The 13,409-nt window shown below is 43.2% G+C and carries 10 protein-coding genes; all 10 read right to left on the reverse strand.

The features are described 5' to 3' along the window. Positions 1 to 78 precede the first annotated feature (78 nt). Positions 79 to 351 carry a Nif11-like leader peptide family RiPP precursor gene (locus B9A22_RS14630; protein ID WP_084576595.1) on the reverse strand — a complete coding sequence of 91 codons (273 nt, stop codon included), beginning with the start codon at positions 349 to 351 and terminating at the stop codon, positions 79 to 81. A 28-nt stretch (positions 352 to 379) separates the two neighbouring features. After that, positions 380 to 2,095 carry a B12-binding domain-containing radical SAM protein gene (locus tag B9A22_RS14635; protein WP_084576597.1) on the reverse strand — a complete coding sequence of 572 codons (1,716 nt, stop codon included), beginning with the start codon at positions 2,093 to 2,095 and terminating at the stop codon, positions 380 to 382. A 14-nt stretch (positions 2,096 to 2,109) separates the two neighbouring features. After that, positions 2,110 to 5,700, reverse strand: a complete 3,591-nt coding sequence (locus B9A22_RS14640) for a B12-binding domain-containing radical SAM protein (protein WP_084576599.1) — start codon at positions 5,698 to 5,700, stop codon at positions 2,110 to 2,112. A 422-nt stretch (positions 5,701 to 6,122) separates the two neighbouring features. Beyond that, complete coding sequence (locus B9A22_RS14645; RefSeq protein ID WP_139796260.1) at positions 6,123 to 7,721, reverse strand: sensor domain-containing diguanylate cyclase; 1,599 nt, start codon at positions 7,719 to 7,721, stop codon at positions 6,123 to 6,125. Positions 7,722 to 8,151: 430 nt separating this feature from the next. Beyond that, positions 8,152 to 8,607 (reverse strand): HNH endonuclease, encoded by a 456-nt coding sequence (locus B9A22_RS14650; protein ID WP_176215534.1) that lies wholly within the window; start codon positions 8,605 to 8,607, stop codon positions 8,152 to 8,154. A 38-nt stretch (positions 8,608 to 8,645) separates the two neighbouring features. Next, positions 8,646 to 9,020 carry a hypothetical protein gene (locus B9A22_RS14655; RefSeq protein WP_084576604.1) on the reverse strand — a complete coding sequence of 125 codons (375 nt, stop codon included), beginning with the start codon at positions 9,018 to 9,020 and terminating at the stop codon, positions 8,646 to 8,648. Between the two features lie 1,032 nt (positions 9,021 to 10,052). After that, on the reverse strand, positions 10,053 to 10,484 hold the full coding sequence (locus tag B9A22_RS14665) for a GNAT family N-acetyltransferase (protein ID WP_084576608.1): 432 nt from the start codon (positions 10,482 to 10,484) through the stop codon (positions 10,053 to 10,055). A gap of 85 nt (positions 10,485 to 10,569) precedes the next feature. Further along, entirely contained in the window at positions 10,570 to 11,820 is a 1,251-nt protein-coding gene (locus tag B9A22_RS14670; protein ID WP_084576610.1) for a hypothetical protein, read from the reverse strand. Between the two features lie 160 nt (positions 11,821 to 11,980). Next, the gene (locus B9A22_RS14675) at positions 11,981 to 12,883 is read right to left on the reverse strand and encodes a PhzF family isomerase (RefSeq protein ID WP_084576612.1); all 903 of its coding nucleotides are present in this window, start codon (positions 12,881 to 12,883) and stop codon (positions 11,981 to 11,983) included. A 271-nt stretch (positions 12,884 to 13,154) separates the two neighbouring features. Next, a partial coding sequence (locus B9A22_RS14680; RefSeq protein WP_281252383.1) for a group II intron maturase-specific domain-containing protein occupies positions 13,155 to 13,409 on the reverse strand: 255 nt, incomplete at its 5' end.

Genomic DNA, 13,409 nt, shown 5'->3' on the forward strand with positions numbered 1-13,409 from the left:
ACTGACTGACGTTACAATCCATGCCAGGCACTTATCAGCAGTCAGTACTTCGAAGGGGAAAATCCCCTTCTTTTGCTACTAAGCTCTGGCTGTTTGTGTTGCTGTAAATGCATAATCCACGCCAACAATACTTAACCCACCGGCAACCTGATCCAGTTGCTCATCACTTAGTGGCTGGCTAGCTTGTGCTTCTGTAAAAGCAGCTTTGAATTCCTCAGCTGTACAACTGTAACCTAATTTGGCAACAACTTCCTGGAATTCTGCTTCCGTTTTGGCTTCATTGATCTGTTTGGCCAGCGTTTCGTCTGTCAGGACTTTGGCTGCCAATGCTTTTGCACCATCAATACTCATATTTTTCCTCCTCTCCCGCTTATTTTGGCTAAATCATAAAATGAGTCAGCCAATAGTTAAAATTAAATTGATATAGAATATCAACTAATTTTCCATGAAACTCTGCCTGGTTTTTGTACGGAGCTCCAAACCTTGCATAAAGTTCGGTTTCAATATCTGCCAGATTTCTTTTACCTGCACAGCGTAAAAGAAGCTCATATTCCAGCGGTGAAACAGCCACCCCATCCAGTTGGGGGAACCCCCCGGCAAATGTCATAGTTCGCCACAATTCAAAAGTTCTTTGTGGATAATCTCTGGAGAAATCCAAGGCTGCATCAAAGGCTTGTCCCTCTTTTAAGTAAAGGGCATAATAATATTCATAGGCTCTTTGATTGGCAGAAATTTCCTCGAACCATCGACTCCTTATTCCATAGGTTAAGGCAGCATGAAACTGTTTCATCATCGCTGCTTGGTTTAACTCATGGCGTTTTATCTTGTTTTGCATACTCTGCCGGATGACCTTATTCAATTCCTGGCGATCTCTCATCACCTGATCCTGACTGCGTCCTGTTGGTGTCACAAAGGGATAGTCATCACCGCTAAGACGACCGGCTTCGTCATACAGCTGCAAATTGAATTTTTCCGGATTCTCAACGATCTGTGTACCCGGATAGGCTCTTAAAAATCCGGTGATGATGTCGATGACCCCTGGGGCCTTGTCCATGAGGGTTTTTATGAGTTCTGCTGTTGCCCCCTCTTGCTCCGCCGGCCCTCCCACAATAAAGTTGGTGGCAATCTGTGTCAGGCCGCAGCCGGCAGCATAGGATATAAATTCAATGATATCTCCTATCTTCACATGCTTGTTATAGAGATCAATGACCTGTTGGTCACCGGACTCAATGCCGATCTGAAGACGTACGAGTCCGGCATCAATCATGACAGGCAGGATGTCCATCCAGTTTTTAATGCCTCCCACATGGCATTCACAATACCAGACAATATCCCGCTGCTGTTTGATTTCTTTCATACCCTGACAGAATTCTTCCATTCGCTGCCGGTTTATGGTAAAGGTGTCATCCATGATAATAATATAGTTCAAGTCAGGGTTATTTTTTAAATTGCGTTTGATTTCCGCCAGCACCAACGGAATACTTCTCAGCCGCACTCTCTGTTTTCCAGGGCTGGGAGCACAGTAGGCGCATTGATAGGGACATCCCCTGCCTGTAAAAATCAGCTTGCCGTAGGAATGGTTTGTATGAAGGGAAGAGTGGTAGGCCGGCAGCGGCAGACTGTCGATATCTTCAATGATTTCCGGGGGCTCTGTTTCAATAAAAACTCCAGCTTTTATAAAAGCCAGCCCATTAATGCTGCTTATATCGCCCTCGCCCTTTAAGATAACCTTCAAAAGCCTGGGCAGCGATACTTCCCCTTCACCTTTTAAAACATAATCCACCCGGCTGTCTTCCAGAAATTTTTTCTTTAGCCCAATGCTTTGGGGGCCGCCAACAATAATGGGGATATTCCATGCTTCTTTGATTGTTTTTGCCAGACCGGCAATGAGCTGAACATTGTCAAAATCACAGGAAAAGCCCACTGCTGCCGGTTGATTCTTTTGAATTTCTTCCAGGAGATTATCCGGTTTCCCATGAAAAACCAGGGGCTCAAACCCGGCCGCTTCCAGCGCCCCGGCCAGATAAAACAAGCCCACATAATCATGGACACTTGTTTCATATTTTTTAGATATATTACAAAGCAGTACTTTCATCTTAATCCCTTTCGCTAAAACGGAACTACAAGCAGCCAGTATTTTTTATCAAAAGCCTTTAAGGTCTCAATGATCCGTTCCAGCAATGCACTCTGACTTTCGCCAAAGGGCTTTCCAAACCGATTGTAGAGTATGCCGGCAATGGCTGCAATGGTGCATTTACCTGTACAGTATTTCATCACTTCATATTCAAAGGGCGACAAGGCCTCTCCCCACAAAACAGGATAACCCTGGGAGAAATCCACATCCCGCCACATTTCAATCATTCGCTGCGGCCGCCAGTTGGGCAGCTCTGCCGCGTCCACATCCACAATGCGGCAGGCCGCCTCTCTGGCCAGCATGGTATAGTAGGCCGTCAGCGTCGGCTTGTGATGCGCAATAATATTAGTCCAATATTTGGGACTGTTGGCAGCCATGGAGGTTTTGTAGCATCTTAAAATCTCCGTATGGCTCAGTTCCCCGCCGATGAGCATGCGCTTAACCTCATCCACAAAGCTCTGGAGATACTCCTGATAGGCTGCCATGATTTCCCGCCGATCCATTTCGGCGCTGGCCATCAAGGGATAATCAGAAATGCTGCCCAAGCCTTCTTCATCATAGATAGTTAAACCGTATTTTTCGGGATGCAGTCCAATATCGGTCATAGGATAAGGCATCACAATGCTGGGGGCAATCTCCATCATGCCCGGGCCCAATCGCAGCAGTCTGGCGCCAAAGGCCTTGTTTTTTTCAATATGCTCCCGGTTTTCAAAGGGCCCCCCAACCAGCAGAGCCCCAAAAACCTGCTGCACACCGGCATCATAGGCGGCTCTAACCACTGTTTCGACCATTTCCGGGGAAATATTCTTCCGATATATTTTCAGCATCTCTTCATCCGCCGTCTCAATGCCGATCTGAAGACGGTTTAGTCCGGCTGCCACCATGTTTCTCAATACTTCTGGCCGTTTGCTTAACGATGCCACATCAGCCTCACAATAAAATTGGAACGGCCTGATTGCCTGAAGCGCCTGTGCTTCCCGGCAAAAATCATCCAGCCATTTAGGATTGGTCACTAGGGTATCGTCACAGAATTTAAAATAATTGAGTTCCGGGTATTTTAAGAGGAAATACTTCATTTCGGCAATGACATTTTCCACACTCCGCTGACGCATGGGGCGCTTCAAGGCTCCTTCATGGCAGAAAACGCAGTGGTAGGGACAACCCCGGCTGCTCATCAGATAAAGGCTGGTAAAATCAATGGGGGTAATGCTTTTATCATAGGCAGGAAAGGGCAGTTCATCCAGATTGTCAACAACCGGACCTTCCCCCCGGTCAATGCATTCATTATTCTCATTAATATAGAAAATTCCCGGAATGTCATCAAGGCTTTTCTGCTCTTGTAAGGCAGTAAGAACCGCAGCCATGGCCAGCTCTCCCTCACCCCTGATAATGGCACAGGCCTTGGCATGTCTGAGATAGGCTTCATCCAGCGAAATAGCTTCCGGTCCCCCAATCAGCACAGGAATGCCATACAGTTCAGTGATAGCAGCACTGGCCTTTTTGACCACATGCTTATTTTCAAAATCCACCGAAAACCCGATCCCGCAAACTTCATTGAAATGAAAGCGTTTTAAAAAATCCATAACCTGATCTGGCCGGCACTCACACACATAGGCATCATAGCCTTTTGCACCAAGATAGCTTGCCAGCCCGTAAATACCTAAAAAAGCACCATTTCTGCTGAATCCGGCTATTTCCATGCCAATGGTTGATAATTTAAAAAGAATTACCTTGTTCTTCACTGTATTCTCCCATGCTTTTTTCCGATTCTCCCAATCCTTGTCTGCCTCTTTGGCCTTTATGGCTCCTGACAACACACACATTCCCATCGATTCCAATTTTTTAAGGGTTTCCAGCAGATGCAGCTTAAATGCTTCAACATTCGCAAAACTCTTATGGTAGTTGTCGAACAGTATTTCCGCCATCTCATCCACGCTTAGCTTGCCTGAGGTATATTTTAGCACCTCGAATTCAAAGGGAGAGTACACAAACCCGTTTAAAACCGGAATCTCGGCTGCCAGCTCTTCGGTCAGGGAAAGCAGGGCAAGGCGCTGGGGATGGGTAGCAAAAACGTCTGCCAGAGCATAGTCTTGGGTAAGCTTGTCCCCGCGGATCCGGGCCTTGTACTGAGCATCGAAAGAAGGGAAGCGTGAGTAGACCAGACTTTGCCACATACCACTGAGGCCGTATTTTTCGCTAAGTTCATAGCTTTTCAGAATTACCTTGTCTGTAATCTCTCCATCATGGAACATTTTTCGCATCATTCTGGTATTTTTTTCAAAAAACTCATTCCTGGCAGCACAAATTTCCTCAATACTGAGTTGTTCGGTTTCAATAACAGGAAAATCACCCACCGAAGTAAGAGCTTTTTCATCTTTTACAAAAATTCCGTAGGCCTCAGGATTTTTGGACATGGCTGTTTCGGGAAAGGGCATATAAAATGTACTGACCACTTCCATCATACCCCGGCCTGCCTTAATCATGTCACTTACCATATTAAATGTATAGTCCAGGGTTTCCCTGGTTTCCAGAGCCCCTCCGATAATGATATTGCCTACTAGCTGGGGAAGCCCGGCTTCACTTGAAATATCAATCACCTTGAACAAATCTTCCTGCTTAATCTGTTTGTTATAAATATCAATGATATGCTGGTTGCAGCTTTCAATCCCGATTTGCATACGCACCAGGCCGGCGTCAACCATTATTTTTACAATGTCCGGATGCTTAAGAATGATGTTGACATGGGCATCGGCAAACCATACAAAATTGTATTCTTTTCTCAGCTCTTGCAGATGTTCGCAAAAGGCGCTCACCCGTTTCTTATCCAGGGTGAAGGTATCATCGCCAAAAAAAATGTATTTCACATTAGGATTCTGTTCCAGTCGGCAGCGAATTTCCTTCATCACACTTGCCACACTGCGCCTGCGAACATTTTTGCTGTTTCCGCCTTCATAACAAAAAGAGCAGCCGAAAGGACAGCCGCGTCCTGACATGGCTGCCATATGGTTAATTCCCTTATGCTGTGAAGATTGAATTTTACCTGTAATAATGGGCAATTCATCCAAATTTTCAATGGCGGGATAGATGCCGTTGTCGTAATAGGTTCCGTCTTTCCGGAATGAGCACATGCCGGGAATGTCTTCCCATTTTTCTTCTTTTTCATGTTCAATGGCGTGGATGGCCTCATCCAGGGAGAACTCGCCTTCCCCTCTTAGTATGCCGTCTGCCTGGCTGTCCCGCAAAAAGGCTTCACCCAAACCGACAGTCTGGGGACCACCCACAAAAACGGTGGCGCCATACCGCCTTTTTATTTCTTTAGAAAAACTCTCCACTGCTGACTGATTCTCATAATCGCAGTATAACCCCACCACCGTGTTGTCATCACAACCCATGCTTTTCAGAAATTCCAGACCTTTTAATAATTCTCCTGAAAAGACAGAGACCTCACGCCCTTTGCTGGCCATCATTTCTGCCAGAGACATATGGCCAATGGGCTCAATTTGGGTGATTGAATGAGTCCGCGTTCCGCGATGTATCAGCATCAGTTTCAAGTTAATCGTTCTCACTATATGCCTCCAAATCCTATTTTTTTATTGACTTAAAATTATTTTAAGATTCCATCTTCCACTTTTATCTTTCGTCGTAATTATAACATATCTATCCAATTAACTTGTTAAAGATTCCTTAAAGAAAACTCCAGCAATTTGCCTGTAATATCCTTCTTCTTCAAGTTTCTCACAAACAGCATCTATCACATTGCCTTCATATAGCATGACTAAGCCTCCCTCTATCATGGTTAAAATCTCTTTCCATAATTATTGTAAATATCCTCCATCCTTGACCTGAAGATTAGCAAAAATACAATGCCAATCCTTTGAGGACAATGAGGGTACTTTCTTCTTTACTTTAAAAAATGACAAAAAAAAGAAGCCCTCAAGCCCTGAAAAATCAAGACTTGAGGATATAACAGACTCATATTTGCAGCAGGTTACTCATGGTTGGTAAACCCGGTGTAGAATCGGAAATTGTTTCTACCTTGTTTTTTGGCTATATACAAGGCCTCATCGGATTTCTTTATCAAATCATCGACTTCCTCACCATTTTCTGGGTACATCGCTACGCCTATACTAGCAGTCAGCCCTAGACGATGCTCTTCAATAATATATGGCTGGCGGAGTTCCTGCAGTATCTTTTGCACCAAGCCAACTGCCTCTTCTTTACTGTTGATTTCCCCAAACAGCAGAATAAACTCATCCCCACCAAATCGAGCGACAGTATCCACTTTGCGCAAAACCCTCTTCAGTCGGGCAGCTGCCACCACCAGCACCGCATCACCAATATCATGACCCAACTCGTCGTTAATGGTCTTAAAATTATCGAGATCGAGCGACATCAAGACTAGTCCTGTTTTCTTTCGCTGAGCATTGGCCATCGCATACTCGAAACGATCAAAAAACAACCTTCTATTAGGCAAGCCAGTCAGATAATCGTGCGTGGCCATCACCTGCAGTTGCTGCTTCATTTGGCTGCTCTCGGTGATATCGCTAATATTTGATAAGATACACTTTGCATTATTGAGGGTAAGTGTACTCGCAGAAAAAAGGCCAGTCATGATCTCTCCTGATTTTTTCCGAAACTGAAACTCAGCCCCACGTACCTCATATCCTTGGGACAGCTTATCAATGACTGTTTGCCGGTCTTCTTCGCTTATCCAAATACCTAAATCAATGATTCTCTTACCAATAGCTTCATCATATTTATAACCTAAAAGGTTCACGAATCCGTCATTAACCTCGATGATAGCTCCATCATATAACTTTGTAAGCAATATTCCATGCGGTGAAGAATGGAACGCGGCAGCAAATTTTTCTTCCTGAGCTTGAACTTCTCCAAGCAAGCGCCGTGTCACCATCAATATAATGCTGACAGTAAGGCAGATGCTGAGTATGATATACATAGTGATCGCCATGGAATCTGCAAAGCCGGATTTGAAAAAATCGTTGGTCTGCAAAGGAAACAGCATAAGCAAGATCCCTCTGACCAAGCTCACTACAACATACCCGCCAAGAACCAGACCGGTGATACGTGTGATCGGGCGCAGATTCAGCGCAACCTTCTTCAGTAGTAACCAAGACCCTTGCGATTTAATTATCATAATGAAAACTGACATAATAATCTCTCGCATGGTCATGCTCGGATCGATAACGGTGTAATAATTCACCGCAACAGCAAAAATGACCAACAAGAAATAGTTTTGCCTGTGGCTTCTTTTTATTCCGGCAAAACGCTCCAAACCCATCAATAGGACAACCGCGCCAGTTAGTAGCAACGCATTCGCAATCACACTCGCTACAAAAGCTGGTATTTCCGAACGCATAGCGATTAAGAACAAACCTACCGCATGTAAAATCGTGCTAGCCAGCCATAATGATATGCCCTCAAAGCGGTCTTTGTATTGATGCCATATAATCGCAATACTGCCAGCATTAATAATAGTGACAATGAAGTTTAGTATAATGAGTGTTCGAATATCGAAAACCATAGTTACCGAGACTGCTCCTTCCGTCAATATTATGACTATTGTCAAGACCGCTTATCAAACGCTATTCTCTTAGCGAATACAGTATAATCTCTCGGTCCTTCATCAAACCTAACAATCAACTAAATTCCCTAAATTACATTCTACCATAAATTACATCTTTAAATATGCAAAAAAATATTGATGGTACCTGAATAAACTAAAGAATGTTCGTCCAATAATAGCCATTATGTAGAAACCCTAGAACTCGTGGCTTCTAGGGTTCGCTTTGTCTTTGTATTGCTTTTTTTGGCTTACAGCCTCAACAAGCCTTTTGTTGTCGTTTTCCATTGGTTCCCGGCTTAGTGATGATAACTTTCTCCTTAGTGATAGGTAAGAGACACCTACGTCCGCATTGCCGTTTGGGTGCTCTTTTCCCCCACTTCGCACCGGACTGGACACTTTCGCATCATCCGGCGCTCCATCATGAATGTCTACACTATTTATGCAATTTTTCTCGCAATCGCAAAATCTTTTTCCAAACTTTTTGCCCTAAATATTTATAGTCATTGGTGTCATGGACTTCGGCGTGGCATTCCCAGTGCACTGTTGCTAAATTTGGAACTCTGTTGAGTTTTTCCAGCGGCAAATTGACAGTGACATGATGGAAGTGCAAGTTATCTTTAGATATTGAATTGCCACAGACCCGACACCGAAATCTATCCCTGTTTAAAGCGTACGCCCGGTTAAGGAAGTATTCGAAGTTATATAGGTCATCTTGCTTTTTAGATTTGATTTTTACCGTGTGAATGGTGAGGATATCGTCATCACGCGGTTTCCTTAATCGTTTTTGCGTGCATTCCTGGTATAGGTTTCTTCCCGCGGAAGTGTATGGAGTTTCTTTTTCGTTTTTCAGCTTTATTTTCTGCCATTTACTGAATCTGAAATCGGCCACACCGATCATTGAATTGCGGAACCGTATGGCCGGTATCGTTAATTTATACTTCTGGTGCAGTGTTGATAAGTTACCAGTTTGATTGGCCTGAACAAATACCCTTTTAACGCCTTATAGGCCGCCCACCTAATGGTACTCGCATATTTTGCCAATGTAGCGCAAACGAAGGTTGCTACCTGATAGTATTGGATAATTCCACGGATGGTGGAATTGATGTCATTGATTTCCCGAAATACCGCTTTGATGTTGTGGATTGCCGTCTGAATTACAGTTTCCGACGTAATGATTTCATATAACCCTTTGATTTTCGGTGTGTCCTTATTTCCTATGATCTGCCGAGTATGAATGTACATCTTATCAAGCAATGATTGGAGTTCTATTTCTGTTTTCGGATAGTCAAATTGTTGTGCCATGTCAACCACCTCCTTTTGAGAGTGTTGCCTGGGGTTAGCCAAATTAGCGCAGCGGCTTCCTTGACGATTTGCATAATGATTATCAGTTCATGACTATGCCCCTTCGCTCTGTGGATATTACTCCACTTCTTCACTACTATGGGCTGCAACCCTTCCCATTCGGCAGGCATTTCCTTCTGCTTTGAGGTATCGCGGTTCCCTCCGCTTCGCATCCTCATGGGAAGTTCATCTGTTCCCTACGTTTTAGCTTTACATACTGCCTTAATCTCCCTCTGTAGCCCGCCAACCGTTCTTTTATCCATAACCGGAGGATGCAAAACCCCATTCCCTTAGTGGAATGGGACAGATAACAACCGATACTCTCTTTATCTGCAATTGGACCCCATATATTGCGGGCGAACACCTTCTGTTTCGGTGAACTTTAGCTTACGAGCTTTTCATCCGAGAGTTCTTGCCAGCACCTTTGGTGCACTATAGACTTAGCAATTTTATAGCCTCCCGCGTATTTCGCTAACCATCGCAGGTTTCTTTTCCGCGCCTTCACCGAGCTTTGTACGCTATACCAAGGAATGCACAGCGCACATCGGAGGATTAGAGTGAGTTGCCGGTTTTCAATCTCATGCGAGAACTTCCCCCGCCTATTAAACGTAGAGTTAGGCCTTCCGGTAGAAGGCCCTCCATTTTTATTGTACCTTTCGGCACAGATTGTATGAAAACAGATCGCGCGTATCAGGTCTAACAGCGAATTTTTATCTAGACAGGAGTGCGCTACACTGTTCCAAACAAGTCCACTGCCACGGGCATGGAATTGCTGAAATCTTTTCCTCGCATACTCCCACCCATCTCAATCTACTCAAAGAATAATTCGTGTCAATAACACCGTCCCTTGCCACACTTTACAGACAAGCCGCCTTGCATTCTCACTTGCACACTATGCCTTCCCCTCACTAGTTGTAAAACAAAGAATGCTATCTACGCATTAGATGGCAGATAGCAATTCTCGACTTTTAGAAAAGTATAATATTGTTAGTATTATTCAAGCTCCATTGATAATATAGGATAATTTTTTCCTATCGAATCGACCGGGGAACGACTTACTACCTGAAAACCCATGTATTTGTAAAATCCAACAGCCTGGGGATTTTGTTCATTAACATCCACCTTTTTTACATTTAAATCTTTTATAGCGTATGTTAATAGCTTTTTTCCTATTCCGTGACCTCGCACGCAGGCATCAACGAAAAGCATTTCTACTTTATCTTCTACGACTCCTATAAAGCCATTAATCTTTTGGTTTTCATCTCGACTGCAAAATAATTCTACAGCATCAAAATACTCATTTAAGATTAGCGGCTTAAAGTATTGGATATCCGCTTCCGTAACAAAGGTATGTGTTGCCCTTACTGAGTTTTCCCATATAGTTATTAGTTTTTCATAATCAATTTTAGACGGCTTTGTTATCATTTTATTTTTCCCTCTGTCTCGCTATTCAGTTGGCCTACTTCTTAATTAAAGGCTTTTAGCTGTTACCAATGATACGGTTCTTCGCTTATAACTTATTGGGGAAGGACTTATACATGCCCTCACTGCCTTTTGCGGGCGAACCAACGATTAAAGCAATGGCATTACCTTGAGGAGGCATGCTTTTTGTAACCATTGGCCCGTAATAAGCTGTTACTGGATCACCTGGCTTCAAGTCCTGAAACTCAATTGGGGTAACGTTTTCTGCGCTTACAATATTTGTGGTGTCATTAATATTTAAAACTATATCCTTATAAGAACCTTCGCCTACAATCCTGATTTGTTTACTGTTAATTTCTTTTATTTCGCCCTTTGACGAAATACTATTAGCAATTTCCCCATCCGTTTGATTAGCAACGTTAGTAACCGATTCACCCGCAAACGCATTAATGCTATCGCCACATGTCATAGATGATGCCATAATCAACGTTGATTGTGACTGCCAATTAGTACCTGTATATTTAAGTGTGGTTTCTACTTCGGCTAATCTGTCCGCTCTATAAGCACCAGAAAGACTTTGCATACCTTTTAATTCGTAGACTCCATCATTATCGATATCAATCGGTTCTAATTTGATAAAAGGAGCAGACATTATTTGCGTTTCTTTTTGAACTTTACCCTCTTTATCATAAATACCTAACCGCAGATAATCCTCCCGGCGCGCACTTACTCCAATGGTTAGTGTTGTTCCATCGGTTGTATCGGTAAGGGCTACCTTCCAGCCATCTATAAACTTGCCGCTAATGTTATTGGCATTGTTATCTTTAATGCCGAACAGTTCTCTCGGCTCACTACCATTAAAAGATACGATATTATGATATGACCAGCCACCGCTGCCGCCTGATGCTGTTTCTACATAGACGTCAGCTATTTTATCACCCGTAAAATCGCCAGCGAAAAGATGTGGCTGATAACCGCCTACTTTATCAAGCCAATAAGTAGTAAGGGACTCATCTGCGCCGCTTTTTACCGTAACACTAAGATCTTTAGCAGCAGGCAAATTAGACGGCATTTTATGGCCAGCAAGATATATCTTATCGGCTATGCCATCACCAGTTACATCTACTTCAAGAGTATCCAAAATGTTATAGTCGTCAGGTAAGTTTATTTCCGTTGCCGCAATAGCTGGTAGGAGAGTTGGTAAAGCCTTCGTAGCACCGACAACTTGTCCATTGCTATTATAAACAGGTTTTGGTATGACGCTCGCATTCACTGGTAGCATCGGTGTAATGAATGAGCCTAGTATAATCGCTACTATAAGAACTTTTATTTTTTTCAACGTTTCAGGTCAACCTCCTTCTTCATTATTATAAACGGTGAACAAAGCAAAAAGTAACTGCTTCGTTCACCGCTGCTAAAAACATTTTTTGGCTAATCATCAAAGCAACTGAAGGGACGATTCCGTTAGCCAACTCGCCGGCTCATCTTTACACCCTAAATCATAGTTCAATGCTGGTTTGAAAAACAATTACTGCTCGCCCGCCAATCTGCGCCTCTACTGGCTCCCCTTTTTCTATCTTGACTTGAACTTCTACAATTCCGCTGCGGCCAATAGCCGTCCCTTGTTCCCCTTTAAACGCAAAGGAACCTTCACTATACTTAACCAAATCATGCTTTACAAGATATGCTCCAAGAGGACCGTTAGCATTTCCTGTTACAGGATCTTCATCAATACCAATCGCTGGAGCAAACATTCTTCCATGTGTTAAAACCCCAGATATCTCACTATCTAAAGTGAAAACAAAATAACCATTACATCCAATTAACCTACTCAACCTGCTTAGTGAAATCATATCTGGTACTAAAGAATCTAATTTCTTTCTTGATTTAATTCCAATCATAACTTTAGAATGTCCTGTTGATACAATTTGTATAGGACAACGTTGATCAAGGTCTTCCTGATTTAGCCCTAATGCTGTCACTATATTATCATGTTCTTGTCCTATAAATGGTTCAGAAAATTGTATTTCCCCCTGCTTCATCATTATTAAATAACCATTTTCATCTTTGATAATTTCAACTGGCAAAATACCAATGCCAACTTTGTGCAGTACCTTTGAAGAAACTGCATTATTTATCATAGCCCTCACATAATGGGTGGCAATCGTAGCATGTCCGCAAATCGGAACCTCCACAGTTGGGGTAAAGTATCTAATGTAAAGATCATGGTCAGATCCTTGTGGAGAAAAAACAAATGCGGTTTCTGAATTATTCAATTCCCGTGCAATAGATAGCATTTGCTGTTCTGAAAGGCCATCCGCATTGATTACCACACCAGCAGGATTACCTTTAAATTTCTCGGTAGTGAATGAATCAACTTGATATAACTGATATGTTTTCATCTAAGTGGTTCCCCTCCCACACATATTTTTCAGTCTAACTATCTATTGTTGTATTTACCATTAACAACTAGGCTCCTGCAAAGATTCACGCTAGAATCCTTGCAGGAGCTTTTAGCTATAAGAGATGGGTACGGTTCGCCGATCGAGTATAACGGAGAATTTCAAATAAAGACTCGCAGTAGAGTAGAGGCCTACCTCACGGCGGCCCCCCTCTCAGAACCAGGACGGGCCCTATTAAGGCATCCGGCTCTTCCACAGCGTTCACTTACAGTTAGCCATATATATTCACATAGATTCTTGCCTTAGCAAGTGGGAATCGCTCCTCGATCTTTGCAAACCCATCCCAGTTCAGGCTCTTCTTCTGGCTCCTTCGATTGAGGATCTTAAACAGGTTGCGCCTTACGACATATCGGAATGCTTTGATTCGCTGGAGGTTGTCAGTAATACCGTAATAGCGAAAATGGCCAATTAGTTTGGCGTTTGCCTGCTTAACAAGGTCTCTTATCTCGGTATGCATATTCTTGTG

Source organism: Sporomusa malonica (assembly GCF_900176355.1).
GTDB classification, from domain to species: domain Bacteria; phylum Bacillota; class Negativicutes; order Sporomusales; family Sporomusaceae; genus Sporomusa; species Sporomusa malonica.

What these genes read in the sequence shown, in the direction of transcription:
- B9A22_RS14630 (WP_084576595.1), bottom strand. Translation starts at nt 351, where the DNA reads ATGAGTATTGATGGTGCAAAAGCATTGGCAGCCAAAGTCCTGACAGAC.
- B9A22_RS14635 (WP_084576597.1), bottom strand. Translation starts at nt 2,095, where the DNA reads ATGAAAGTACTGCTTTGTAATATATCTAAAAAATATGAAACAAGTGTC.
- B9A22_RS14655 (WP_084576604.1), bottom strand. Translation starts at nt 9,020, where the DNA reads ATGGCACAACAATTTGACTATCCGAAAACAGAAATAGAACTCCAATCA.
- B9A22_RS14665 (WP_084576608.1), bottom strand. Translation starts at nt 10,484, where the DNA reads ATGATAACAAAGCCGTCTAAAATTGATTATGAAAAACTAATAACTATA.
- B9A22_RS14675 (WP_084576612.1), bottom strand. Translation starts at nt 12,883, where the DNA reads ATGAAAACATATCAGTTATATCAAGTTGATTCATTCACTACCGAGAAA.